19 protein-coding genes are annotated in these 25,733 nt (G+C 45.3%); 8 read left to right on the top strand and 11 right to left on the bottom strand.

Going from position 1 to position 25,733, the window contains the following annotated elements; all coding sequences use genetic code 11:
• Nucleotides 1-5: 5 nt before the first annotated feature.
• Both JUB15_RS11115 and JUB15_RS11110 read left to right on the top strand, forming a co-directional pair.
• Entirely contained in the window at nucleotides 6-383 is a 378-nt protein-coding gene (locus JUB15_RS11115) for a VOC family protein (RefSeq protein ID WP_207512533.1), read from the top strand.
• Nucleotides 384-528: 145 nt separating this feature from the next.
• Complete coding sequence (locus JUB15_RS11110; RefSeq protein ID WP_207512532.1) at nucleotides 529-1,314, top strand: RMD1 family protein; 786 nt, start codon at nucleotides 529-531, stop codon at nucleotides 1,312-1,314.
• A gap of 118 nt (nucleotides 1,315-1,432) precedes the next feature.
• Here the strand turns inward: JUB15_RS11110 and JUB15_RS11105 are convergent, their stop codons facing one another.
• From JUB15_RS11105 to JUB15_RS11090, 4 genes are all read right to left on the bottom strand, one after another.
• Complete coding sequence (locus tag JUB15_RS11105) at nucleotides 1,433-2,056, bottom strand: SET domain-containing protein (protein ID WP_207512531.1); 624 nt, start codon at nucleotides 2,054-2,056, stop codon at nucleotides 1,433-1,435.
• A gap of 677 nt (nucleotides 2,057-2,733) precedes the next feature.
• The gene (locus JUB15_RS11100) at nucleotides 2,734-5,094 is read right to left on the bottom strand and encodes a glycoside hydrolase family 127 protein (protein WP_207512530.1); all 2,361 of its coding nucleotides are present in this window, start codon (nucleotides 5,092-5,094) and stop codon (nucleotides 2,734-2,736) included.
• 290 nt (nucleotides 5,095-5,384) lie between these two features.
• Nucleotides 5,385-7,097: a DUF885 family protein gene (locus JUB15_RS11095; protein WP_207512529.1), complete on the bottom strand. Its 1,713-nt coding sequence runs from the start codon at nucleotides 7,095-7,097 to the stop codon at nucleotides 5,385-5,387.
• Between the two features lie 296 nt (nucleotides 7,098-7,393).
• The gene (locus JUB15_RS11090; RefSeq protein WP_207512528.1) at nucleotides 7,394-8,305 is read right to left on the bottom strand and encodes a dihydrodipicolinate synthase family protein; all 912 of its coding nucleotides are present in this window, start codon (nucleotides 8,303-8,305) and stop codon (nucleotides 7,394-7,396) included.
• Nucleotides 8,306-8,658: 353 nt separating this feature from the next.
• On the opposite strand from JUB15_RS11090, the gene JUB15_RS11085 reads away from it, so the two are divergent.
• Together JUB15_RS11085 and JUB15_RS11080 are read left to right on the top strand one after the other, a co-directional pair.
• Nucleotides 8,659-9,537, top strand: a complete 879-nt coding sequence (locus tag JUB15_RS11085) for an AraC family transcriptional regulator (RefSeq protein WP_207512527.1) — start codon at nucleotides 8,659-8,661, stop codon at nucleotides 9,535-9,537.
• Nucleotides 9,538-10,143: 606 nt separating this feature from the next.
• The gene (locus JUB15_RS11080; RefSeq protein WP_207512526.1) at nucleotides 10,144-12,393 is read left to right on the top strand and encodes a DUF5723 family protein; all 2,250 of its coding nucleotides are present in this window, start codon (nucleotides 10,144-10,146) and stop codon (nucleotides 12,391-12,393) included.
• Between the two features lie 70 nt (nucleotides 12,394-12,463).
• Here JUB15_RS11080 and JUB15_RS11075 read toward each other — a convergent pair whose 3' ends face one another.
• On the bottom strand, nucleotides 12,464-13,045 hold the full coding sequence (locus JUB15_RS11075; protein ID WP_207512525.1) for a DUF4136 domain-containing protein: 582 nt from the start codon (nucleotides 13,043-13,045) through the stop codon (nucleotides 12,464-12,466).
• An 854-nt stretch (nucleotides 13,046-13,899) separates the two neighbouring features.
• Complete coding sequence (locus JUB15_RS11070) at nucleotides 13,900-16,035, bottom strand: hybrid sensor histidine kinase/response regulator (RefSeq protein ID WP_207512524.1); 2,136 nt, start codon at nucleotides 16,033-16,035, stop codon at nucleotides 13,900-13,902.
• A 78-nt stretch (nucleotides 16,036-16,113) separates the two neighbouring features.
• On the opposite strand from JUB15_RS11070, the gene JUB15_RS11065 reads away from it, so the two are divergent.
• Both JUB15_RS11065 and JUB15_RS11060 read left to right on the top strand, forming a co-directional pair.
• Nucleotides 16,114-16,518 carry an Hpt domain-containing protein gene (locus tag JUB15_RS11065; protein WP_207512523.1) on the top strand — a complete coding sequence of 135 codons (405 nt, stop codon included), beginning with the start codon at nucleotides 16,114-16,116 and terminating at the stop codon, nucleotides 16,516-16,518.
• A complete protein-coding gene (locus JUB15_RS11060; RefSeq protein ID WP_207512522.1) occupies nucleotides 16,515-17,207 on the top strand; it encodes a LytR/AlgR family response regulator transcription factor in 693 nt (230 codons plus the stop codon). Before JUB15_RS11065 ends, JUB15_RS11060 begins: the two co-directional genes overlap by 4 nt.
• 1,030 nt (nucleotides 17,208-18,237) lie before the next feature.
• Here the strand turns inward: JUB15_RS11060 and JUB15_RS11055 are convergent.
• From JUB15_RS11055 to atpG, 5 genes are all read right to left on the bottom strand, one after another.
• Entirely contained in the window at nucleotides 18,238-19,641 is a 1,404-nt protein-coding gene (locus JUB15_RS11055; protein WP_207512521.1) for an MBL fold metallo-hydrolase RNA specificity domain-containing protein, read from the bottom strand.
• 188 nt (nucleotides 19,642-19,829) lie between these two features.
• Nucleotides 19,830-20,312 carry a DUF4442 domain-containing protein gene (locus tag JUB15_RS11050; protein ID WP_207512520.1) on the bottom strand — a complete coding sequence of 161 codons (483 nt, stop codon included), beginning with the start codon at nucleotides 20,310-20,312 and terminating at the stop codon, nucleotides 19,830-19,832.
• Nucleotides 20,313-20,522: 210 nt separating this feature from the next.
• Entirely contained in the window at nucleotides 20,523-21,737 is a 1,215-nt protein-coding gene (gene lysA / locus JUB15_RS11045; RefSeq protein ID WP_207512519.1) for a diaminopimelate decarboxylase, read from the bottom strand.
• A gap of 169 nt (nucleotides 21,738-21,906) precedes the next feature.
• Nucleotides 21,907-23,073: an SMC-Scp complex subunit ScpB gene (scpB, locus tag JUB15_RS11040; RefSeq protein WP_207512518.1), complete on the bottom strand. Its 1,167-nt coding sequence runs from the start codon at nucleotides 23,071-23,073 to the stop codon at nucleotides 21,907-21,909.
• Nucleotides 23,074-23,144: 71 nt separating this feature from the next.
• A complete protein-coding gene (gene atpG / locus JUB15_RS11035; RefSeq protein WP_207512517.1) occupies nucleotides 23,145-24,026 on the bottom strand; it encodes an ATP synthase F1 subunit gamma in 882 nt (293 codons plus the stop codon).
• A gap of 478 nt (nucleotides 24,027-24,504) precedes the next feature.
• On the opposite strand from atpG, the gene surE reads away from it, so the two are divergent.
• Together surE and JUB15_RS11025 are read left to right on the top strand one after the other, a co-directional pair.
• Nucleotides 24,505-25,302, top strand: a complete 798-nt coding sequence (surE, locus tag JUB15_RS11030; RefSeq protein WP_207512516.1) for a 5'/3'-nucleotidase SurE — start codon at nucleotides 24,505-24,507, stop codon at nucleotides 25,300-25,302.
• On the top strand, nucleotides 25,302-25,598 hold the full coding sequence (locus JUB15_RS11025) for a hypothetical protein (RefSeq protein ID WP_207512515.1): 297 nt from the start codon (nucleotides 25,302-25,304) through the stop codon (nucleotides 25,596-25,598). Before surE ends, JUB15_RS11025 begins: the two co-directional genes overlap by 1 nt.
• Nucleotides 25,599-25,733 lie beyond the last annotated feature (135 nt).

Raw genomic sequence — 25,733 nt, 5'->3', positions numbered from 1 at the left:
AAAGTATGAAAATCAGACTCACAAGTATTTATGTACACGATCCATTAAGGGCATACACCTTTTATACAGAAGTACTGGGATTTGTTCAAAGGTATTATTTACCAGAAGGCTACCTGGCCATTGTTGCTTCACCTGAAGAACCCAATGGTACAGGGCTGCTGCTGGAACCCAACAGCAATCCCATTGCCTCTACCTATCAGAAAGCCCTGTTCGATGCCAACATCCCGGTGATCATTTTCAGCGTGGATAACCTCGAAGAGGAATACGAACGCCTCAAAAACAAAGGGGTGATATTTACTAAAGCGCCTACACAAACCGACTGGGGAACGGAAGCGGTGTTCGACGATACCTGCGGAAACCTGGTACAATTACATCAGTTATAACCAGGGTATGCTTATGGCCAGGTGTGCCATCCGCCACCGATAATACCGAATGGCGGAGGACACACCTGCCCTGTTTTAAATGAAACTTAATACGATTTACATCAGCCGTTTAGGGCAAGCGTTTGGCATTTCGTAACTTTAAGGTATGCTTAAAGTAATGTCATTACAGATCGCCGACAGCATTGATATTAAGCAATTTAAAACTGTATTCAAGGCTGAATTGTTACATGGCGATTCTGACGAGCTGTTTTACCGGGTGAAAACGCAGGAAAAAAAATTTGCCTATATATTCAAATACGGCATTGTTAGTTTTCTCGGTTACAATGAGGTGGAGATCATGGGCTTCATTCAGGCCATAACCCCTTATTGCAAGAACCCGTTCGACCAGCATATCAGTGATGAATTCGACATTGAGGTAAATGCCGGCCGCAATAAATTCGGGTTCAATAAACTTGAAATTGAAAAAGCCTCTACCGACAGCCTCCGGCTGATCATGCTCAACGTTTCCCAATCTGTAGCCCTTGATCATTTTAGTCACCAAACCAACCTGCTGCTGGAAGAAACCACCTTTCATACCCAGCAACTGGAACGAAAGGGCCGGCTGGACCTGTCGGGCGCCAATCTTAAAAAATACATTGGCCGCACATTGAATCTGAAGAACCGTATCGAGGTTAACCTGTATATTTTTGATTCGCCGGAAGAAACGTGGGAAGACGAGGACCTCAACCGGTTAGACATTGGCCTTAAAAGGACCTTCGATCTGCAGGCGCGGTTCAAAACCATCCGCGAGGGGCTGGATATAGTAAAAGAGAACCTCGACCTGTTCAAAGACCTGCTTCAATACCGCAAGAGCATGGCGCTGGAATGGATCATTATCATTCTCATCCTCGTTGAAGTGATCAACCTGTTTATAGAGAAATTGATGGGCTAAGGGCAGGTACCCGTCACCAGTTATATGGTTACCGGCTGAAAACAACAATGCCACGGTTTAGGTTAAATACCGTGGCAATGCATTTCTCTTGTATTCAATAGCTGAACTCGTCAGCACATTACTTTACTAATTTCTTTCCCTTCACCTTTACACCGGCAACTCCATTAGCCTTCGCTGCTTTTCCATTTACTTTTACCGACTTACCGTTCACTTTTTTACCGTTTACCCTGGTAGCATGGCCATTCTTTCCATTCACCTTTTTACCATTCACTTTTGACGCCTTGCCATTTACCTTGGTTCCATTGGACAGCAATTTCTTTTTCTCTTTTTCATCGATCCGCATATTATGGCGGATCACCTGCCAGTATTCCGGGCCATAACTTACAAAGATCTCACCGCCGGCGGGAATATCTTTGGTCGCTTCAATAAACACCCGGGTACCATCTTCTACATACTCAGCGTTATTATTAATGTTCTTAACCCGTTCCAATCCCCGCGCGTCGTTGGCATACCGGGCCATGGCTTTCTTATCATTCAAAGCATCGATGACAAAGTTGCGTGTTACGTAATAGATATAAGGACTCTCCTGATCATCGGCCTGCACTTCTTTCCAGGTTCTTGTGCGGCCTTTGTATTCTACAATACGGGTTCCTTTAGGAATAAATTTTTTGGTAAATAATCCTTTTCCAGCGTTGGGTAAGGTCGATTTTTTAACGTACAACTGTTTCTCCAGGAATGCCATTCAATAAAAAAATAAGTAGTTTAAAAAGATGCTTTTACTATATATCAAAACCAACAGGCCATTAACCGTACTATATATTAGTTTATTGTGTGAAGTACGATAATAATATTCCGTTTGCCATTAACCGAAATCTATTGTTTAAACAGGCGTCGAAGATAAGAACTAAAGTGATATTTTTTACATGCAGGGACATTGAACACGTATATTATCAAATCCCTTGCTGCAACAACCCGTCTCTGGCTGCATTTGTTTCATATCAACTGTAGCACCCTGCCATTTTTTGCCGGCAACGTTGCCGGAGGTATTTGTGTTATCCCATCAACCTGCTAAAGATATTATCACCTATTTTGCAATGATGGTCTTAAACGATCAAAAGTTGGTTTTTATCCCATGAACGCCTTACTAATTTACACTTACCGTTGTTTTCACACTTCACTTATTGACCTGCTTTGCGCATTTAGTTGGAAGAAATAAAATCCCATGCCCGGATAGTAATCTGTGGCAAGGCTCGCTAAAATCTTAATTGTAAGACGTTTATATTTTTGCCCTAACATGGTTAATAGTTAAGCCGTGCAAAAAAACCACAAAATGCTCCGCAGCTGGTCTTCATTAACATAACAAAAAAGCTCTACTGCACAGTAGAGCCTTGGTGATCGCTTGTTATTTAATATCCAGATCTATTCTCTCCTCATCATTCTCACTTCGCCATAAACCGGTCCAACCATATTATCGGGCGCCGGTTTAAAGCTTACCATCACTTTGTCTTTTCCTCTCGTAAGATCAACGGGAATGGGATATACAATCTCATAGAATTTACTGGCCTTGTATTTATTCAGATCTTCTGTAGCAACCTTTACACCATTCACTAAAATGTCAAACTTTCTGCCCCGGTTATCCATACCCCAATAGGTACACAGCAGGCTGTTGGCAGCCGACGGATCAACTTTCAATTGAAAAGAGAAATGGCCACCGGGATAAGCCACCCGGTACTTTTTGGTATGATCTTCTCCTGTATTCACTTTCTCACCGGCAAATTCATGGTCGCGCTCAGGCTGCATTTCACCCAGCCGCAGCAGGTCAACGGTTTTGGCTTCCACTTCATGTCGCTTTTTTCGTTCCTCTTCATATACTTTCTGCTGTTGGGCCCAGGCCTGTGGCGTGAACAGGTCCCAGTACACACTATAGAATTCTTTCTGCACCTGGTTAAAAGGCATCAGCGTAACCTCCTGCGGCTGCCCGGTATTCACAGAATGAAAAACCAGGGGCCGATCATCATCCTGTTTGAACCATTTGGCCGGATCGGTTTCTTTTGAAACCAGCACGGGAATACCAGTAACCGGATCAGGTTCCTTATTGCCAAATACACCGGCCAGCACCAGCGGCCCATATAACACGGCTATACGGTTGGGATTGTCGGGCATTGACTGGGTGTACAAGCTCAGTTCCGGCCTGAATTCAACAACATCACCCGTTTTCCAGGTGCGGGTAAGCGTGAAATAACCACTGGTATCAGGCGCTGCGGTCTCTGACTGCACCTTTCCATTAACAGCCACCACTACCCGCTGTTTCGACCAGTAGGGATTTCGAATGCGCAAGGGAAATGAAACCGGCTTTGTGGCATTGATTGTAAACTGCACGCGGTTATCCACAGGCAACCGGGTCTGCTGCTCGATAACAACACCTTTGTCTTTCCAGTTCAGGCGGGAGGCAATAAAGAGGTTTACGTACAGGCTGCCATCTTCACCCTGGAAATAAATACTTTCACCATACTTCACATGGTTTTCCATGCCCGAGCCCACACAACAGGTAAATGTATTGAATGAATCGCTGAATTCTTTTTGGGTGCCCATGCGCAGCGGTACAAAATAGCACATCATGCCATTGCTTGGGTTTTGCGAAGAAAGGATGTGATTGCACAGAGCGCGCTCATAATAATCCATCAGGCTGGCCGAAGGCTGCAAGGTGAATAAATGGCGTGTCAGCTTCAGCATATTGTATGTATTGCAGGTTTCCATGGTATTGTCGGTAAGCGTTTCACTGAGCTTGCCGGGCTGTCCCAAATATTCATAGTTGCTGTTGCCTCCCGGGGCATAGGTATGGTAGTTCACCACCGTTTGCCAGAAGAAATCAGCAATGGTTTTGTCTTTGGCATTTGCCGTTAACTGGTACCGGCGGATGCAGCCTATCACTTTTGGGATCTGCGTATTGGAGTGTTTTCCGGGAAGAATATCCAGCTGCATAGCCAGTGAATCGAGGATCCGTTTGTCATGGAATTTATACGACAGGTCGAGGTATTGTTTTTCGCCAGTAAGCGCATATGTATTCACCAGCACATCGTTCATACCTCCGTACTCACAAAACAGCATCCGTTGCAGTGAGCTGTCGGGCAGGTCCTTCAGCAGGTTGGCCGTCCATTTGGCGATGCCGGTCTCTACAATCAAAGCTTTTTTATTGTCGCAATACAGATAAGCATCCAGCAAGCCCGCCATGATCTTGTGTACGGTGTACCAGGGCGACCAGGCGCCGTTGAGGTCGAACCCCCGCGAGCGGATATTCCCTTTTTTCACTTCTGCCCACACACTGTCTTCTTTGGGAATGGCGCCCACATAACCATCACGTTTGGGCTGGCATTCGGCCAGTTCATCTACTATATAATTTACTTTGTCGAGAAAGCGTTTATCTTTTGTAACCGCATAATGCATGGCACAGGCCGACAAATAATGGCCAAGGGTATGTCCTGCCAGTCCGGAGCTTTCCCATCCCCCATAACGGGCGCCTTTTGCTTTTAACCCGGCATGTTCACGAAAATCGGCCAGCAGCCGGTCGGGTTCTATCAGCGACAGGTAACGTACATCTGCTTCCATTGCCGTTTTAAACGGACCATCCAGTAATGTTACATCCTGCAGGTGAAAGCTATATGCCTTCACGGGAACAACCGGCTTAACGATCATTTTCGGCTGCCGCCTTTCCGGTACATAACTTTGCGCATACGCGCAGAAACTTACCAGCAGCACTAAGGGAAGGATGATCTTTTTCATTTGCGGTTCAATAGTTTAAAGTTCATAGTTTAAAGTTCAAAGTTTATAGTTACCGGTTACCAGTTACCGGTTACCGGGAATACAAGTTACCGGTTACCAGTTACCGGTTACCAGTTACCGGTTACCGGTTGCCGGTTGCCGGTTGCCGGTTGCCGGTTGCCGGTTGCCGGGAATACAGGTTGCAGGGCTATCAGCCGGCACGACACTCCGCTTTCAGCCTTCAGCCTTCAGCCTTCTGCCTTCAGCCTTCAGCCTTCAGCCTTCAGCTTTCAGCCTTCAGCCTTGAGCCTTTATTTATAAAATTTCCATTCCGCGGAATAATCTACGGGCAGCGGCTGATCCGTAACTATAGCCCTTACCATTGACACCGGCATGGCATTTTCATGCATCACCGCATCGTGGTATTGTTTAAGTGTCATTTTACCGCTATCGACCAGGTCTTTTTTCAATGCATAAAATTGCAGGCCACCGATCATATAGGCCAGCTGGTACAAGGGACTGTAGGAGCCAACAAAAGAGCGGCGCACTTCGCCTTCGGCATTAGCCCGTTCATGACCTACACGGTCAACCAGGAAGTCGATACATTGCTGGGGCGTCCATTTTCCCAAATGATAGTTCAGGGAGAAAATGATGCGGGCACAGCGGTGCATCCGCCAGAACAACATGCCTATACGATCTTCGGGTGATTGAGGAAAATGCTGGTCCCACAGGATCATTTCCCAATACAGGGCCCAGCCTTCGATCCAGAATGGTGTATTGAAATTGCGGTATGCTTTATACCGGTTGTTCATAAAACCCTGCAGGTGATGGCCGGCAATCAGTTCATGATGCACAGTGGCCCGGGAGAAATGCGGATTGTTGCCGCGCATACTCATCATTTTATCATCATCTTCCATCGTATTGGTGGGATAGGAAATACTCAACACTTCACCACCCGTAAAAAAGGGATTTACCAGTTGCCGCTCGGGCGTCATCATGATCATACGCCAGGTTTCTTCCGCCACCGGCGGAATGGTAATGAGGTCATGCTTTTTCAGAATAGCAACCGATTCATTGTACAGTTTCATAATCGTTTCGGGTTGTTTACCTGGCGGCACATACGTATTCTTTACTTTTTCAAGCGCTTTTTTCCAGTCTTTGCCAAACCCCATCTCCTGCGATGCTTTCAACATTTCCGCATCGCACCAGGCAAATTCCTTGTTGGCAATGCCGATCAGTTCTTCCGGGGTGTAGGGTATAAATTCCAACTGTAATTGACGGATGAGCTCTTCTTTTCCAATAGGATAACCGATGATACCGCTGCCATCGTCTTTACCACCGGGGGCTGCTTTTCCTTTTTGTTGCCAAAGCTGTGCATAAGCGGCCAGGGCTGTGTCGAGCTGTTTGAAAGGTTCAGGCAGCCACCAGGTATAAGCAGGATCGTATCCTGCATAAAACTCGTTCACCGATTTCAGCGCAGCCCGCAGTCCGCGAACCGTTCCCTGGGCACGGCGGATGAGGTTAATAGTTATGGTGGTGTCTTTCGCCAGGGAATTTGACAGGCTGTTGATATTGGCAGTGATGGTTCGCATGCTGGTGGCCCATAATCGGGCATCGGGCTGAGCGCCGCGACGGCGGATCTTTTCTATTTCATAAATACCGGCGGCAAACGGAAACCAGCTGGTCAGCCGGGCATTCTCTTTTTTCTCCACGTCGAGCAGTCGCAGCTGTTCATCGAGGTTCCTTTTAAACAGGATATAATCTACCCTGCTGCCGGTGGGCAGTTTGTCATAATTCAATTGCTGTAGCTGCTTCAAATAATGGGTCACCACGGTAACCATTCGCTCGCGGCGTTCGGGCGCATTTTCTACAAAATAAAAACGGTTCAGGCTGCCGCGATCGGCATCGTACTGAACCATCAGGTTGTTAACTTCACTGGTTTGCTGGTAAAGCGGTTGCTGCGACAGGCATGCGATGGTGGTAAACAGGCAGGCAACAAGGTTTAATATATGTTTCTTTCTCATAAGCGTGGTTGGTCAATGGGCTAATTTGCTGATGTGCTGATTAGCTGATGTGCTAATTAGCTGATGTGCTGATTAGCTGATGTGCTGATTAGCTGATGTGCTGATTAGCTAATGAAATGCAGCGGCAAGACTATCGGCAATCGGCAATCCGACTACGCCAAGGCTCCGGCGGACAAGTCGGCGATCGTTAAACGGCCAACGGCAGAAGTGAAACGGCAAAAACGCAACTTCTGGCCTCACTACTGTCTTCGCGCCAAATAGGTATTCATTCAATAACTCATCAATCAGATACATTTTCAAATGAATACATTGGCTTTTAATTCGGGCCGGGTAGCAATGCCTTGCCGGATGATCTCTAAAATACGTTCCCTTTCTTCGCCAACGAGGGTCAAACGGGGCGCTCTGACGTATTCAGATCCTAAGCCCACCTGTGCTTCGGCCAGTTTGATGTACTGCACCAGCTTGGGATGAATGTCCAGCTCCAGCAGCGGTAAGAACCAGCGATAAATAGCACGGGCTTCTTCCAGCATGCCGGCCTTTATCAATCTGTACACAGCCACGGTTTCTCGCGGGAAAGCCGTTACCAGTCCACCTACCCAGCCATCGGCGCCCATCACCAATTCTTCCATAGCCAGCGTATCTACCCCACATAAGATCTTATAGCGATCGCCAAAACGGCTGATCATCCGAGTTACATTCGACACATCTCGGGTAGATTCTTTCACCGCCTGGATATTATCACATTCCATCAGCTGTTCAAAAATATCAAGTGTTACTTCGGTTTTATAATCAACGGGATTGTTATAGATCATGATCGGCAGATCGGTTGATCCTGCTACCGTTTTGAAAAATGTATACGTTTCGCGGGCATCGGTCTTATAACGCATCGGCGGCAATAACATCAATCCCTGAACGCCCCAGCTTTTACCCAAAGCCGCCTGCCTGATGGCTTCTTTGGTAGCGCCTTCTGCAATGTTCAATACCACGGGTACCGGACCAGCAATTTCAATGGCCAGCTTTACCAGTGTTTCTTTTTCTTCGGTTGTAAGGGTACTGGCTTCTCCCAGGCTGCCGCCCAGCACAATACCATCAACACCGGCATCCAGTTGCGACTGCAATCCTTTTTCAAACAGCGGCAGATCGAGCGTATCGTTCGCTGTAAACTTGGTTGTGAATGCAGGAAATATTCCTTTCCATGATATACTCATTCGTATTAATTTTTAATAAAGGTATTATGAAGCAGTTAGTATAGGATAGCTTGTTTTAATCAGTTTGTTACCAAAATTAACATGGTGAATGGTGAATGGTGAATGGTGAATGGTGAATGGTGAATAGCTTACGAAATCTGACCTGATAACTGTTTTTTGCCACCTGATCTTTATTGCTCATTTCCCCTTTTGCCTTTATGCCTTTTTACCTGTTGTGTTTTGTCTATTGGTCTATTGCCTATTGCCACTGATGTGTTTTCTACAATTAATCACTTCTTAACCGATATTAACCTCCTGCATCACTCTTTGAGAAAAAATTGGTAATATTGGTTAAACAGATCAAAACCCTGCTCATGAAAGTCGTTCAGTTCACCATACCGGTTTCACAGGAACATTCTATTATGGTACAGGAAGATAAGTTACCACATTTTTACAATCACCTGCACCGCCATAATGAAACCCAGCTTACCTGGATCATAAAAGGAGAAGGCACGCTCATCGCCGGCACTGGTATGCAGCGTTTTCAGTCGGGCGACATCTATATCCTTGGCGCCAATCAACCCCACCTCTTCAAAAGTGATCCTGATTATTTTGAAAAGAACAGCCAGAAAGATATTCATGCCCTTACCCTGTTTGTAGACCTGCGCGGTCCCTTTGGCAGGATCATGGACTTACCTGAAATGAATAACGTGAAGAAGTTTATGGAAGCTACCCGCAAAGGGTTACAGGTGCCGGCATCACAGCAGCAAAGTATTGCGAAGAAAATGCTGTTGGTAAAAGAAGCCAGGAACGGCATCAGACTCGCTTTCTTCATTCAACTGTTACAAACTCTCTGCCGCATCAAACAATACAGATGTCTTTCCGATACTCATACCGAAAGTTCTATCACTGAATCGGAAGGATTGCGCATGAACGATATCTATCAATACACGATGGCGCATTATACCGAGAACATTACGCTTAAACAAATTGCCGATGTGGCCCACCTCACGCCGCAGGCTTTCTGCCGGTATTTTAAAAAACATACATTGAAAACCTATGTAGCATTCCTGAATGAAGTGCGCATTAATGAAGCCTGTAAGAAAATTGTAGGGGAGAATTTCGACAGCCTGGCTGCTGTTGCCTATCAAAGCGGCTTTAACAATGCCGTTACCTTCAACCGGGTATTTAAAAAAATAACCGGCCAACCGCCGAAGAAGTTTTTAACGGAATATATGCAGAAGGTGAATTAGAAGGCGCAAGGCTGAAGGCGCAAGGCTCAATGAACGGGCATTTGCACATTTGATTCGCACATTTGCACATTTGCTAATCTGCTAATTTGATTTGCACATTTGCTAATTGAGTCTCACTTCGCTGTAGCCGCCGATACAATACAGAGCAGCCATAATGTGCAGATAATGATCTTGACTAACAGCTTCAGATAACTCCGGGAGGAGCCATTTGTAAAGGTTTTCATACGGATTTGTTTTTTAAAAGGGTTATTTACCGGCAGCCGCCCGGCTGACACGGTTGCGTTACTTCAGCGGTTAGATTAATGGATGGAAACTTAAAGGTACATTTTTTTTTGCTTTCGCATACCCATTCCCTGTACACTGCACCTTCCCCTGCCACACAATTGCAGGGCCTTTTCCGCGTTAGTTAACGGCTTCACGCCACCTCTGTTCGATTGCCGCCAGGTAATATGTACATAATTCCTTATCTGACAGACCATAAGTGAATTTATATCATGTATAAATCATTACATTTCATAATACATACAATTTAATTTACCTTGCGGCGCTTTGAATTGTAGCAATAACATTATAATTTAACCACTTAACTCCAACAAACCCCAAGTCATGAAAAAAAGCCTAGCGCTAGGCCTTATAAGTTGCGTACCCTTGTTTGGCTTATCTCAACAATTTACAGGTTATACCTACGACAATTATTCCGGTGTTCACGGCATGTTGCAGAACCCGGCTTCTGTTGCCGCCAGCAGATACAAAGTGAACATCAATTTCTTCAGCCTAAGCGCCCTTGCGGGAAACAACGCTTACGAGCTTAAGAATGACAAATTCAAAAAATTCGATTTTTCTGATCTGACAGAGGACAAGGATTACTTTAAATCGGCTAATACCGACAAAAAGAACCTTTGGCTGAATACCGATATCATGGGCCCCTCGTTCATGTTCACATCAGGCAAAAAAAGCGGTATGGGTCTGTACACCCGTATGCGCTCGGTGGTAAATACTTTCAACCTCAGCGATAACACATTCCGCTTTTTCGGAAGCGATTCAGCTTTGTATAATACCCCCATCCAGGAAGAAAAGCTGCAGGTAAAAGCCCATGCTTTTGCCGAAGCCGGTTTAACCTATGGCCGGGTTATCTACAGCACGCCCGAACACCTGCTGAAAATGGGTATCACCGGTAAATATGTAGTGGGCATAGCCGCCGCTTCTGTATACTCCAACAGATTAAATGTGAACATCGACAAGAACGATTTCATTAACCAGCTGCAGGGTGATCTTAATGCCCGTTACTCATCGAACCTCGATAACGTGGACGATGATTTCGGCGATGTGATGGACAACCTGGACAATAATTATGGCTGGGGGCTCGACCTCGGATTTTCATATGAATGGAGACCAGAAAAAAACAACTGGTTACTGAACGATCCGCTTCCTTATAAACTGCGGTTAAACGCCTCGGTAAATGATATAGGCTCGGTAAAATATAAGAATTCAGAACATGGTGACAGCTATCGCCTGGATGCTTCTGGCCGTACTACCGATGACCTGGACAAACAGGAAGGTGAAACGATCGAAGAATATTTCACCAGGTTGGAAAATATGGGCATCATTACTCCCACTGCCCATGAGTCGACCATGAAGGTAAAACTGCCCACAACCCTGCGGATCGATGCGGATTACCACATTTGGAAAAGACTGTTCATTAATGCCGGCGCCATCGTTAACCTCGTTAACCGGGATAAGAACCAGACCACAGCCCAATACGCAACTTCATTCACCGTTACACCGCGTTTAGAGAAGAAATGGTTCAGCCTGTATGCCCCCTTCTATTATAACACGCTGAATAAGAAAATGGCGGTAGGAGCCGGTTTACGCGCAGGTATGTTCTTCGTTGGTTCAGGCTCTATCCTGTCGAACATGTTCTCGAATAAGAATGTAACCTCTGCCGATGTTCACCTCGGTGTTACCATGTCGATTTACCAGCGCGTTAAAACTAAACGGTATAAGACCAAACCGGCACCTGTAAGAGAGGAACCCAAAGAAGTTATCAAAGAGGTTACTGTTGTTGAAACTAAAGTTGAGACAAAAGTTGAAACGAAAGTGGATACCGTTGAAAAGAAAGTGGAAATAATCAAAGAAGTTCAGATCACCCACGATAAAGACAACGACGGTATTGTTGATGAAAAAGATGAGTGCCCTGAAATTGCCGGTGAAGTTACCCTTGCTGGCTGCCCTGATAAAGACAAAGATGGTATCGCCGACAAAAACGACAGTTGCGTTGATGTGGCCGGTATCGCTAAATATAAAGGTTGCCCCATTCCAGATACCGATAACGATGGCCTGAACGATGAAGACGATAAATGTGCTACCGTGGCAGGTATTGCCAAGTACAATGGTTGCCCGGTACCCGATACCGACAACGATGGTGTGAACGACGAAGACGACAAATGCCCCCACACACCAGGCAAACCGGAGAATAACGGTTGCCCGGTGATCAAACAGGAAGTGGCCAAAAAAGTGGCCATCGCAGCGAAAAGCATTTATTACATGTCTGGCAAGGATATCATTCAAAAGGTTTCTTATCCCAAACTCGACATCGTTGTTAAAGTGCTGAAAAGCGATCCTTCCCTGGTCATCAGCATTGAAGGACATACGGATAATGTAGGTAATGCCGCCAATAATTTAAAGCTTTCTGCAAAACGCGCCCAGGCTGTCAAGAATTACCTGATCAAAAAGGGAATAACCGACAGCCGCATCAGTGTACAGGGCTTTGGTGATTCACAACCAATTGCACCCAACACTACTCCTGCCGGCCGCGCCAAGAACAGAAGGGTTGAACTGCATTTGAACTACAATTAAAAGAACTGTTCCCATACAGAAAAGCCCTGACGGTGATCGTCGGGGCTTTTTCATTTTAACCAGTTCTGTTTTATTTCTTAACCACATCAAACTTGCGGAAGATAGAGTTTACACTGCTTTGAATTTCCTTCCTGGTTACATTGCGGCTGTTCACATCGTCGGTTGTCCACCCCTGCCAGATGGTCTTATCGGTTTTTGCATCAACCATCGTGATCGTCAATGTACCTTCCTGTACAGTGGCTGTATTGTAATCATATCCCATAAACCTCGAGGGATAGTAAATAGTACCGAACCGGCGATAGAATGGATTATAGTAAACACGCCGGAAAGGCATCGAGTAAACAGGATTGGATAATTCACGGGTCGATTTTTCTACCAGCATATCATAGCTGATCAAAACATCCGGTCTGTTTTTGACTTCCCTCCAGCCCTGCTTCTGCAATTTTGCATTCACGGCTTCCTGCACATTCTTTTTCATCAGGTCGGCATGTCTGTTCTTCTTATCCTCATTTTTATCGCTATCTATCCAGGCATAAGTTTGATAGCGGCTGAAATCGGCCGTCTCGTCTTTTTCAACGTAGGCGGTTGTAGCACAGCCTATGGCGAGCAAAACAGGCAGCAAAAGAACTGGTATTGCTTTTAACACTCTCATTTTGATTCCTCCTTTTTGGGTTTATATGACCTGTTATAATGTACGATGAAAAACATGTGCACTTTTCTAAGGCTTTGTGAAAGTGTATTTAAGGAATTGTTAAACGCAGAACGCTGAACGCAGAACGCTGAACGCTGAACGCAAAAGGCGGAAAGGCAAAATACAGAAGGCAAAAAGTCCGCTTTTGGGGGGAAGTTTCAACACGGACCTGCGCAAGGCGTCGGGGGTGTGAACCGCCTGCGCTAAAGCTTCGACGGTCGAGGTAAAAAAAGGCAGCCCTGAGGAATCAGGGCTGCGAGTCACATGAGAAAATTATGCAGCAACCGTGGTAATTCCCGGGTAGATTGCTGCGGCTATGTTTTACCCGGAAACGATGTATGATAATTGAATTATCGTCGGTAAAAGCTTAAGGATAGGTTTGGTACTGCTGTTCAGCGCTGGCCGAAAGCTTCATCTCCCGCCGTATATAATTATCCGGCGAAGTAATTGGAAATGAATGTAATAAAGCAAATTGGATAAATCAGCACCCAGCTTGCGCAACATTGAAATGAGATCAGTTGGCTGGTTAATGGCGCTGCCTGGCGGGGCGGCAAGTTTAAATCAATTGAAGAAACATTCAATGGAATCTTTCTCATGGCTTTGTTTTTTCGGCTAATACTGAACTATGCTATACAATTGAACAGGCATGCAAGATACAAAGGTTGGCGAATATTATGCTTTCTTTTTTGTCCTTTCCCTTCTTTTTAGTCTCAGGTTACCCAGATTCAGAAGTCGGAAGTCTGAAGCCGGAAACAGACTCCTCTAACTTCTGACTTCGGGCTTCTGACCCCGGCCTCTTAATAAACGAATACATTCTAGGCACGTAATGCGGATACTAAATAAGAGATCTTCGAATGCAATTCTTCGGGCCGGAAAGGTTTATGTATAAAATCCGTAAATCCTTTCTGTAACAGATCGGCTTGCATATTATCGTATACCGCTGCCGTAAAAGCTACAGCTGGTATTGAATTATTGATCTTGCGAATTTCCTTCAAAGCAGTGGCGCCATCCATTTCCGGCATCTCCAGGTCAATCAGCAGCAGGTCGAACTGTCCTTTCCTGAACTGGGCCAGCGCTTCACGGCCGTTGGTTGCCTCACTCACCTGTATGCCCCACTTGGTTAAAAATCTTTTTGCAATGGAAAGGTTAACCGGGTTGTCTTCTGCAATGAGCAACCTGATGCCTTCCAGTTTATCAAGGTGTTTGATGTTCTCTTCTTCAATATAGCGCTTTCTGTTCTCACAGATCTTCAACTCAACTGTAAAGTGAAAAGCACTGCCTTTATTCTCTTCGCTTTCCAGTAAGAGGTCGCTGTTAAACATATTGACAATGCGTTTGGTGATGGCCAGTCCAAGGCCGGTTCCACCATATTTGCGCGTTGTATTTACATCTGCCTGGGTAAAGCTGTCGAAGATCTCTTTATGCTTGTTCTTCGGAATACCAATGCCGGTGTCCATCACGATGAACTGCAGCGTTGATTTAGCGCTTGAGGAGAACAATTTACGAACCGCCATGGTGATAGTGCCCTGGTGCGTAAACTTCAGGGCATTGGCCAGCAGGTTGCTCAGCACCTGGTTCAATCGTGTTTCATCGGTATAAAATTCCAGGTCGAGCCGGTCATCAATATCCACTTTAAATTCCAGTCCCTTTGCTTTTATCTGGGGCGAGAACTGGGAAGCCAGCTTCTGCATGAATTCCTTAATATTTACAGGCACATCCGCCAGCTCCACTTTCCCGGCTTCCATTTTGTTGTAGTCGAGAATATCATTGATGAGCATCATCATATGTTCTGATGAGAACTTCAGAATATCGAGGTGCTGTACCTGTGATGGCAGGTGCTCTTCCTGCAGCAAGAGGTTCGAGGCGCCAATGATCCCATTCAGCGGCGTACGCAGCTCATGGCTCATATTACTGAGGAAACGCGATTTGGTTCTGGCCGCCGATTCTGCTTTTTCCTTGGCTTTCATCAGTTCAAACTCGGCCATCTTCACATTCGATACATCCAGGATACTGATCTTGGTGTAGCCGGTATCTTTATACGTAAAAGGCACCACACTCACGAAGCCATAAAAAGTGCGGCCAGTTTTGGCCGTAAGGGTAAGCTCACCCTGCCAGGGCCGCGATTCGCCCGACAGGCTTTCTTTTATTGAGTTGAACTGTTTAATGTGATGCTCTTCGAACCATACTTCTATATTGGTGCCTTCTATCTCGCGTTTCTCACTCACTTCAAACAGTTCCAACGCCCGTTTATTACAACTGGCAATAATATTCGACTGGCTGAAAATAATAAATACCCCGTCGAGCGAGGTGTTGAAGATGGTATCCCCAAAGGTTTTTTCCTGCAGAATAGCCACCTCATTGTCTTTATTCACCTGTAAAATGGAATAAGAGAAAATGATGGTCATGGCCAGCGAAATAACCAGGTTGCCGCTGTACAACTGGGTATACAGGGCTTCGTTGATGTTCTGGATATTATTTACGTACGGACAAATCTTCACACAACACAACGACGCTATGACCGTGATGGAATATACCGATAACAGTTCTTTAAAATTGCGGCGGATACTAACCACAAACGTCAGCACCACGAAGTAGGGAAAATACAGCAGGTACTCCCCTGCCCGCAACCCTTCAATATAACATATTACGATCAGGTATAGGTTTATATTGATCACTGCAATGATGCGGCCGGTCTCGAGCTTTCGTTTGGAACCGAAATAAAATGCCAGCAGAAAAAAATAAGCAGCCGTTATATTTACTAACGCACTTATATATAGCTTGTGATAGAAATAGGAAAAAACGGAGAAAAAGTTCAACAGCAGAGCAAGCAGTATGAACTGGTTGAAGCGGATGATCCTTTTACGTAAGTCTTTGGAAACACCCTCATGCAGGCCAGTGTGCACTATATCCCTGTAAATAGACCAGACAAGATATAATATTTTCTCCTTCATAGAGTTATTGGATTAGAACGAAAGGTGTTCTGTCTACGGACAACTAATTTAACGAAAAAATGGATAAACTATTTTCCAATGAGTGGATCAAATTTCTCTAAAAAATTCATTTTCAACGAAAAAATTGATAGTGATTATCTTTATAGCCTGTATGAAGATGATTACCAGTACATAGAAGAGATCTTCAGCACCACCCTCACGCATTTTGATAATGATCTTTATGCCATTCAACAGGCTTTTACCGCCGGTAATTTATCTGACCTTAGAAAGGCAATACATAAAATGAAACCGACGTTTGGTTTTGTTGGATTGCCAACGGTGCAGCAATCGTGCAAGGAATTTGAAGATTTTTGTCAAAAAGCAACTACTTCGAATGAATTGACGTCAGAATATCAGCAAATTGTGGTTACATTAGCAGCCAGCAAGGAACTGATCGCATCGGAGTATAATAAGTTGAAAGAATTCAATTCCAATTTACTATGAAATGGACCTGTGTCATTGTTGAAGACCTGCAAGTAGCTGCCGATTATTTGGTTAAATGCTGTGAGAAGAGTGGATTGCTGCAAGTGAAAGGACATTTCACCAATGTAGAACAGGCGCTGGAGTACCTCAACAAAAATTCCGTTGACATATTGTTCCTGGATGTTGAAATGCCCGGTGCTACCGGCTTTGACCTGCTCGATCAACTGGCTTATTATCCCAAAGTAATACTTACCACGTCCAAATCTGAATACGCCTATAACGCATTTGAATACAATGTCACAGATTTTTTGAAAAAGCCGTTTACGTATCAGCGTTTCCAGGAAGCGTTGAACAAACTCACAACAGCTGCGGGAGAAAATAATATCAGCAGTACGGCAACCGATCATATTTTTATTAAATGCGACGGCAAGCTCGTTCGGCTGAACAATGATGATATATTATTTATTGAAAGCATGGGCGATTATGTAAAGTTTGTGACCCCCGACAAAAAGTACATTACCCATAACACGATCAAGAACCTGGAAGAGAAAGTGAACCGCCAGTGCTTTATCAAGGTTCACCGTTCTTACATCATAAATATCAATAAGATAGACGATATCCGCGAGAACGATCTGTTTATCAAGGGGAACGAGATCCCTGTTAGTAAGGCGCACAAAGCCGACGTTTTAAAGCGTTTAAACATCATCTGATTTTCATCGAAGTTTTCGAGTTATTTACCGGCATTATGACCCCAAAGAGCTAATATTTTTCTCTTTGCCGGTGTTCCTGACCATCTTTGTTCAGGCGACAGCCCCTAATCACCGAACCCTGAATATCTCTATAAAGTATTAATTGTGACGGTTATCAATTATAAACCCTATCCCTGAAACGGAAGAAAAGTGGAATCCATACGCTATGAAAACTAGTGTGAACTAAATCTCCAGCCTGCTCATGAAACGGATTTCATTAAAGGTACCGATCTGCCAAAAGTGGATCGGTTTCTTTTTTTACGCGGAACGCTCAACGCAAAACGCAAAACGCTGAACGCTCAACGCTCAACGCTGAACGCCGAACGCTTAACGCTTAACGCAAAACCTGCCTACCGGCAGGCAGGCGCTCAACGCAAAACCTGCCTACCGGCAGGCAGGCGCTCAACCAGCAAGGCCAAAGGTTCAGCAGTCGCAAATACGGAAGCAGCATTAAACCTTTAGCTGAAGCTTTAGGCGTTTTACGCCTAAATATCGAAGGTTTCCACTTATTAGTCGAATAAAATTGAACGAAGGGTAAAGATTGATCACCTTTGTAGAAGATCGAAATTCCTGTGAAAACCAAAATCCTAAAAGGGAAATCCAAAGGGAGGCGTCACGGAGCCTTCAGATCCCGAAAGACCTAGTACCCGTTTTGTCCAACAATCCATGAAAACCAACAAAAAAATCTCCTCGAGAAAAAACCCTAAACAATCTGATCCGATGAAAAATCCAACCGTTTAAGATCCAACAATCCGAAAGAAACCAACCCAAGAAAATCTGGACCTATAGATGAATTGAAATTTACTCAGAGACTACCCAAAGATCATAGAATTTAAGAGCCGCCCCGTGAGGCGGCTTTTTGTATGTGCTGAGGAGCCAATGTGCTAATGGAATACAAAGTCCAATAAGGCTTGCAATTGAGCTTCGCTTTTAAAACACTCACATGCTTAAGACATAGCACGTCAACAAATTATCAAACTAGCCAATTGTATTACGTCAATCCTATCTCATAATGCACCTCCGGTATCTCAACATCAGTGAACCCTTTTTTAAGTAAGCGCTGTCTGAACTGCTGCTGTACGTTGTATTCGCCATGCACCAGGAATAAACGCTTCACCTGACGCGGATCCTGGCAGGCCAGGAACTGGCTCAGGTCTTCATAATCGCCATGGGCGCTCATACTATGAATGGCCGATACTTCGGCATGCACTTCGTGTTCTACCCCGAAAATGTGCACTTCCTTACGACCCGATAACAATCGGCCACCCAATGATTCGGGCTCGCAATAGCCCGTCATAAGAATGGTGTTGCGGCTGTTCTCGATATTATTACTGATATGGTGTTTTACCCGTCCGGCTTCGGCCATACCGCTGGCGGAAATAATCACGCAGGGCTCATTGCGGAAGTTCAGCAGTTTCGACTCCTGTACCGTTTTTACAAATCTCAATCCCTTAAAAGCAAACGGATCAGCATCAGCCTCCAGCACCTTTTGAATGTTCTTATTAAAATATGCCGGGTAACGTTTAACCAGTTCCGTGGTCTTTACGCTTAACGGACTGTCAACAAAATAATCCAGATCGGGCAGGCGGCGTTCCAGCTCCAGCTGGTTCAAATGATACAACAATTCCTGTGTGCGGCCCACACTGAAGGCGGGAATGATCAGTTTCCCCCTTTTTTGCAGGCAGGTCCTTTCAATCCACTGCAGCAGTTGATCGGGTGTGGTTACATTCAGTTCATGCAGGCTGTTGCCATAGGTGCTTTCCAGGATGATATAATCGGCCTGCGGAAATACAGCCGGTGAACGCAGGATCACATCACGATAACGGCCTACATCGCCACTGAACGTAAGGTGCGTTACCTTACCATTTTCCTTAATGCGCAGGTTGATCGCGGCACTGCCAATGATATGACCGGCATCGGTATACATCAGCTCAACAAAGTCATCGATCGCATGCCACTGGCCATAATCAACTGCTTTCAGGAACTGGAATGCATTTTCCGCGTCTTCAACCGTATACAGTGGTTGCAGGTAGGGCTGGCGTTCTGCGGCTCTTTTCTTATTTACATACTTGATATCGTCTTCCTGAATTTCGGCCGAATCTACCAACAGGATCTCGGTAAGTTCCCTGGTTGCCGGCGTACAATAAATATTCCCGGTGAACCCGTCTTTGGTAAGTTTGGGGATCAATCCGCTGTGATCGATATGCGCATGCGACAAGATCAGGTGATGTATTTCTGACGGATTAAAGCCCCAGTGACGATTCAACCCGCTCGTGGCCTGGCCCAATCCCTGGAACATACCACAATCGAGTAAATATTTGCGGCCATTGCTCAATGTAAGCAGGTGCTTCGATCCCGTAACCGTGCGGGCGGCGCCATGAAATGCGATCTTCATTTACAGTAATTTCTTGTTTAGCGTTTTTAGTTTGCAAAGCTTTGCCTGGTTGCCTTCGTTTTTTCTAAACGGTTTCCAGATAACGGGTACCAGTTACCGGGAAAAATTAAAGCAATCCGAGTATTGGCAGGCGTCCTGCTTTAAGGCTCTGGAAACCGGGCACCGGTAACCAACCCATTTACTATTCATCATTCACGAACCCTCGTTTTGAACGACCAGGTTATCAAACATTCTGCTACTTTATCACCTTGTTTGTTTATGCCGGTCGACGTTGTGGTGCAAACCTGCGGCTCCCCGGTGGCAATGGCCTGCTCGATGGCACCTGATAACAATTTTCCATCCCGGCACTCGAAGCGGGTGCGCCCGGTGGCTTTTTTAAAATAACTGGCCTCAAACTTCACTACCAGCATAGAGACGGCCGGCTTGCGGCCATATACATGCGCCATTGCCAGCGACCCCGAACTCATTTCCGCCGCCATCGCCAGGCACGCAAAATAAGTTGAGCGGAAAGGATTTTGCGAGAACCATTTATACGGAACCGTCACTATACAATGCTGTTCATCGATCTCCCTGACGCGCACACCCGAAAAAAAAGCGGCAGGCAGCTTCCAGAAAAGGTATAACCTGAATAATACCGGATTGCTGAGTTGTTGTATGAATTTGTTTGGCATTGAATAGTTATTCAGTTGTTCAGTTATTCAGTTGTTCAGTTATTCAGTTGTTCAGTTATTCAGTTGTTCAGTTATTCAGTCTCGCGATTAATTGCAAACTCATGAACTTAATAACTTATGAACTGAATAACTTAAAACTTAGAACTTAATACTTAAAACTTAGAATAAGTGAATATAAAATAAAATCCCGACGGTATCGTCGGGATTATTCTATAAAACTTCAATCTGATTTTTTAACAGGTCTTCAAACTCGTCGCGTTTGCGTATGAGGTGCGGTTTGCCGTCTTTCACCAGTACTTCGGCCGGTTTCAGGCGGCTATTGAAGTTGGATGACATTTCAAATCCATAGGCACCTGCATTGTAGAACACCAGGTAATCGCCTTCGCGCACTTCATGCAGTTTACGGTCCCAGGCAAAAGTATCGGTCTCACAAATATTACCTACAACCGTATAGATCCTTTCAGGGCCGTTGGGGTTGGAAATATTTTCGATATGATGATAGGCGTCATAGAACATCGGCCGGATAAGATGGTTGAAACCGCTGTTCACGCCTGCAAAAACGGTAGCCGGAGTTTGTTTTACCACGTTGGTCTTAACCACGAAGTAACCGCACTGGCTTACCAGGTATTTACCCGGTTCGAACCATACCTGCAGTTTTCTACCGCTTTCTTTCTCAAAATTCTTAAAGGCCACCGCCATTTTCTGGCCCAGCGTATTTACATCTGTTTCCGGATCATCGGGCTGGTAAGGTACTTTAAAGCCGCTGCCCAGGTCAATGAACTCCAGGTCAGGGAAATGGCTGGTTATTTCAAACATCACTTCCAGTCCTTCCATGAATACACCAATATCTTTGATCTCGCTACCGGTATGCATATGTACGCCGGTTACTTTCAATTTCGCACTTTTTATAATGCGCTCGATATGCCTGATCTGGTGAATGGAGATCCCGAATTTGCTATCTACGTGCCCGGTAGAGATCTTGAAATTACCACCGGCCATAATGTGCGGGTTGAGGCGGATGCAAATAGGATAACTTCCCCCAAACTTGTTACCGAACTGCTCCAGGATGGAGATATTATCAATATTGATATTAACACCCAGTTCCTTGGCGGCCACAATTTCCTGGAAGTCGACACAGTTGGGTGTATAAAGAATGTTTTTAGGATCGAAACCTGCTTTCAGGGCCAGCTTTACTTCATAAATGCTCACACAATCTACCCCGGCGCCGAGGCTGTTTACATACTTTAAAACATTAATATTGGTAAGCGCCTTACAGGCATAATAAAAACGGGCATTGATCTTTGAAAAAGCGGTTTGCAGCTTTTCATATTGCTCTTTGATCTTTTCGGCATGGTAAACATACACAGGGGTACCGAATTCATTAGCTACCTGCGTTAAAAACTCTCTTGATAATTGCTGTGCCATAAGTATGCGAATATAAGAACAAAAGCGAAAACGCTGAATGCCCAAGGCCTAAGGCTGAACGCAAAAACCCGAAATTCGATGGCGGCGGGCATCACGGGCCTTAAGCATCGGGCATAAAAAAACGCATCGGCCGGTTGGCCGATGCGCTCGTTTGTATAAATTGTTCTTTTTACTTTTTATCCCCGTCCTTTTCTTCAGTTCCGTCATCCTCCCCTTCCTCATCCTCGTCGTCATCATCCGCCTCTTCTTCAGCCTCTTTATCGTCTTCTGCCTCATCGTCCTCATCCTCGTCTTCTTCCTCTTCCTCCGCATCTTCCGATGCTGCAGGTTCTTCTATGAGCTCGCCATTGTCGTCTACTTTAAAGGAGGTAGAATCATCACCGGCATATTCCTCGTCCTCCGCTTCCGGCGTAATGTATGGTTCTTCTTCTTCAAAGCCTTCGGAGCTTTCTTCTTCATCCTCTTCATAGCCTTCCTCTGCGATCTGATCCAGCACTTCATCTGCTTCTTCATCCAGTGCTTCGGCCTCTTCGGCTATGGCCTCTTCATCGGTATCCTGTTCGTAGGTATCTTCGGCCATCTCGCTTTCATCTACAATATCCGATGCCTCCTGGCCTTCGGCCGGTGTAGCGCCTTCGTCTTCCGTCTCTTCTTCTGTAAAGGTTATTTCAGTACCATTCAGGTAGGCGCCGTTCTCAGAAGGCAGGATGCCTTCCGCCTCAGCCTCGCTGCTTTCGGCGGGTGCAGCCGGGTTGGCGCCTTCAACAGGTGTAGGTACTACAATACTATCGTCGAATACTTCTTTCAGTTTGGGCAGGTCCTCGGGCGAGTTGAGGCCGAAATAGTCCATAAAGTTCTTGGAGGTACCATACACCAGCGGATGGCCGGGCAGGTTTTCATTACGGCCTGTTATAACAATGAGGTCCTTTTCAAGTAATTTTTGAATTGCGTAATCACTGCTCACCCCGCGGATGGCCTCTATTTCAGACTTGGTGACCGGTTGTTTGTAAGCAATGATACTTAAGGTTTCCAGTGCAGCTGTAGACAGGCGCTTCAGGAATTTATCACCGTTTAACTGGGCAACGGTCTTATGGAAATCTCTTTTGGTAAGGAACTGCCAACCACCCCCGCTTTCGCGTACTTCAAAGGGATAGAATTCTGCTTTATACTTTTCGAGTATCCCTTCAATGGCCGATTCAATCTGATCGAGCGTGATCTTATCCTCCATAAAGCCAAAGGCATTATTGATGAGGTCAGTGATCTCCAAAGTTGTGAGTGGCTTTTCACTGGCAAAGATTAACGCCTCTATATGGGGTATCAGGTTGGAAATTTCCATTATTGAAGTTTATTATTTGCGGTTTATAGCTGTTGTTAGCAGGTAACAACAACTATAAACTATAAACTGTCTTAACCTTGTAATGCCGCTGCACCACTCACGATCTCTGTCAACTCGGTCGTGATGGCTGCCTGACGAGCCCGGTTGTAAGATATTTTATAGTGCTTTAATAATTCATTGGCGTTTTCGCTGGCTTTATCCATAGCAGTCATCCGTGCGCCATGTTCAGAAGCATTGGCATCGAGTACTGCTTTGTACAATTGTGTATTCAGGATCTTGGGCATCAGCTCAGCGATCAGCTGGTCTTTGGCAGGTTCGAAAATGAAGTCGCTCTTTTTAGCGCCTTCTTTCTTTTCAACTTTAGGAATAGGCAGGAAACGCTCTACTGCGAAACGTTGCACGGCTGCATTACGGAACTCGCTGTAGATCAGCTCAATTACATCGTACTCTTTTGCCTCGAATGCTTTTACAGCAGCCTGGGCAACAGCCTGTACGTTCTCGAACTTCAGGTTCAGGAACAGGTCTTTGTGCGCATCGCTGACCTTGTATTTATTTTTCTGGAAGAATTCAGTTCCTTTTTTACCAATGCCCCAGATATGCAGGTTGCCTTTGGCCTGCTGGGCTGCATATTTTTCCTGGATGGTGGTACGGGCCAGTTTAATTACATTGGCATTATAAGCTCCGCACAATCCGCGGTCGCTGGTAATAACGATCAGTAACACTTTTTCTACCGGACGTTCTACGGCCAGTGACATGCCTGCATCACTTTCTGCACTGCTGACGATATTGCTCAGCACCTCCTGCAATTTGCGGGCATAAGGACGCATCTGAACGATAGCATCCTGGGCTTTTCTCAATTTGGCAGCGCTTACCATTTTCATTGCTTTGGTAATCTGCTGCATATTCTGGGTTGCCTTGATCTTATTACGAACTTCTTTTAACTGACCTGCCATGTTGCAAAGTTGATTAGTTGATCACTGCCAGGTAAATTCTTCTGTAACATTTTAAAAATCAATGAAATACAATCAATAAACCTACCTGTAGTTTTAATCGGCTGCAAAGGTAGCGGAAAGCTGCCAAAATTCCACGAAATTTTACCCCCGTAAACCACTTCACAGTGGTGAGCTTACAGTTCCCGGTTCAAAGTTCAAGGTGTGTGGTCGCCGCTTTTTACCGGCCGGAAACCGGGGTTCTTTCCCCAACGCCGGTCACGGATCGGTACCTCGCGGTGCATGGCGACAGGCATTGCCATCCTGCCGTTTGACGATTGCCGATAAAATAGTATGCAGATTTATAATGTTCGTGGAATAATATCGTTTTAATCAGGAGGTAAGGATATCCAAACCATAATTCACGGGATCGATCTGCCTTGCACTTATTTCGTGTATTTAACGTAATTGATGGAAATTTTCAGCATTTTTGTTATAAGATATGGCAAAAAAGAAGAAAGCAGCAAATGCAGCGAAACCCGTTATTCTGGTAACTAATGACGATGGTATAACAGCACCGGGTATACACAATCTGGTAGAAGCAGTTAAAGATCTCGGAAAGATAATTGTTGTTGCCCCCGATAAACCACAATCAGGCATGGGTCATGCCATTACCATTGGTCAGCCCCTGCGGCTGAGCCCGGTGAGCACGTTCTTTGATGGGGTTGAAGCCTACCAGTGCTCCGGCACGCCGGTTGATTGCGTTAAGCTGGCCGTTGACAAGATCCTGCGCCGTAAACCCGATCTGTGTTTGAGCGGCATCAATCACGGGGCCAATCACTCGATCAACGTTATTTACTCAGGCACCATGTCGGCCGCCGTGGAAGCTGCCATTGAAAGCATTCCTTCGGTAGGTTTTTCGCTGCTGGATTACAGTATTGAAGCCGATTTTAGCGCTGCCCGCCAATATGCCCGGATCATTGTTGAGCAGATGCTGCAAAGCACGCCGGAGAAACATACGGTATTGAATGTAAACTTCCCACCTGTTGCCCCCGACCTGATCAAAGGTATCCGTATCTGCCGCCAGGCCTATGCGAAATATGAAGAGGATTTTATCGAACGCAACGACCCCAATGGCCGTAAATATTACTGGCTCACCGGTGAGTTTGTAAATTTCGACAAAGGGAAAGATACTGATGTGTGGGCCCTTGCCAATAATTATGTGAGCGTTGTACCGGTGCAATTTGACCTGACCAACTATCAACTGAAAGATAAGCTCGAAAAAACCTGGAAACTGTAATGTTCAAAAAAGACAACCTCCGCTTTGGCATGTTGCTGGGCTTTATAGCCCCCCTTTTAAGCCTTGTAGCCTATTATTTTATTAAATTCTATCCCACGTTCTCCGTGAAGGATTGTTTAATTTTTATAGCCGACAACAAAAATCAGATCACTGCCATTTCTGTTCCCTGCCTGGTGTTGAATATCGCCCTGTTCACTTTTTACATCAATACCCGCCGCGACAAAACCGCCAAAGGCATTTTTGCCATTACGCTTATTTATGCAATTGGCGCGTTGTTACTTAAATTCATTCTGTAGAAGCGTGTAGTAAATGCTGGAAACTAATTGAATGTAGTAAGGCGTTACAGGTTACAAGATACAGGGTACAGGGCTCTATTGTAAGCTCAAAAATGCTTACTGCCCGCTGCCCCTGCAACCTGGAACTTGTAACCT

The sequence above is a fragment of the Longitalea luteola genome (assembly GCF_017356035.1).
Classification (GTDB): domain Bacteria; phylum Bacteroidota; class Bacteroidia; order Chitinophagales; family Chitinophagaceae; genus Niastella; species Niastella luteola.
This window is presented reverse-complemented; position numbering and strand designations above follow the sequence as displayed.

Bases quoted from the DNA above. Each gene is read 5' to 3' on its own strand.
- scpB (WP_207512518.1), bottom strand. From the start codon at position 23,073: ATGGAAATTTCCAACCTGATACCCCATATAGAGGCGTTAATCTTTGCC.
- JUB15_RS11065 (WP_207512523.1), top strand. From the start codon at position 16,114: ATGAGTGGATCAAATTTCTCTAAAAAATTCATTTTCAACGAAAAAATT.
- surE (WP_207512516.1), top strand. From the start codon at position 24,505: ATGGCAAAAAAGAAGAAAGCAGCAAATGCAGCGAAACCCGTTATTCTG.
- lysA (WP_207512519.1), bottom strand. From the start codon at position 21,737: ATGGCACAGCAATTATCAAGAGAGTTTTTAACGCAGGTAGCTAATGAA.
- JUB15_RS11085 (WP_207512527.1), top strand. From the start codon at position 8,659: ATGAAAGTCGTTCAGTTCACCATACCGGTTTCACAGGAACATTCTATT.
- JUB15_RS11090 (WP_207512528.1), bottom strand. From the start codon at position 8,305: ATGAGTATATCATGGAAAGGAATATTTCCTGCATTCACAACCAAGTTT.
- JUB15_RS11070 (WP_207512524.1), bottom strand. From the start codon at position 16,035: ATGAAGGAGAAAATATTATATCTTGTCTGGTCTATTTACAGGGATATA.
- JUB15_RS11050 (WP_207512520.1), bottom strand. From the start codon at position 20,312: ATGCCAAACAAATTCATACAACAACTCAGCAATCCGGTATTATTCAGG.
- JUB15_RS11110 (WP_207512532.1), top strand. From the start codon at position 529: ATGCTTAAAGTAATGTCATTACAGATCGCCGACAGCATTGATATTAAG.
- JUB15_RS11115 (WP_207512533.1), top strand. From the start codon at position 6: ATGAAAATCAGACTCACAAGTATTTATGTACACGATCCATTAAGGGCA.
- JUB15_RS11105 (WP_207512531.1), bottom strand. From the start codon at position 2,056: ATGGCATTCCTGGAGAAACAGTTGTACGTTAAAAAATCGACCTTACCC.
- JUB15_RS11055 (WP_207512521.1), bottom strand. From the start codon at position 19,641: ATGAAGATCGCATTTCATGGCGCCGCCCGCACGGTTACGGGATCGAAG.
- JUB15_RS11075 (WP_207512525.1), bottom strand. From the start codon at position 13,045: ATGAGAGTGTTAAAAGCAATACCAGTTCTTTTGCTGCCTGTTTTGCTC.
- JUB15_RS11095 (WP_207512529.1), bottom strand. From the start codon at position 7,097: ATGAGAAAGAAACATATATTAAACCTTGTTGCCTGCCTGTTTACCACC.
- JUB15_RS11080 (WP_207512526.1), top strand. From the start codon at position 10,144: ATGAAAAAAAGCCTAGCGCTAGGCCTTATAAGTTGCGTACCCTTGTTT.
- atpG (WP_207512517.1), bottom strand. From the start codon at position 24,026: ATGGCAGGTCAGTTAAAAGAAGTTCGTAATAAGATCAAGGCAACCCAG.
- JUB15_RS11025 (WP_207512515.1), top strand. From the start codon at position 25,302: ATGTTCAAAAAAGACAACCTCCGCTTTGGCATGTTGCTGGGCTTTATA.
- JUB15_RS11060 (WP_207512522.1), top strand. From the start codon at position 16,515: ATGAAATGGACCTGTGTCATTGTTGAAGACCTGCAAGTAGCTGCCGAT.
- JUB15_RS11100 (WP_207512530.1), bottom strand. From the start codon at position 5,094: ATGAAAAAGATCATCCTTCCCTTAGTGCTGCTGGTAAGTTTCTGCGCG.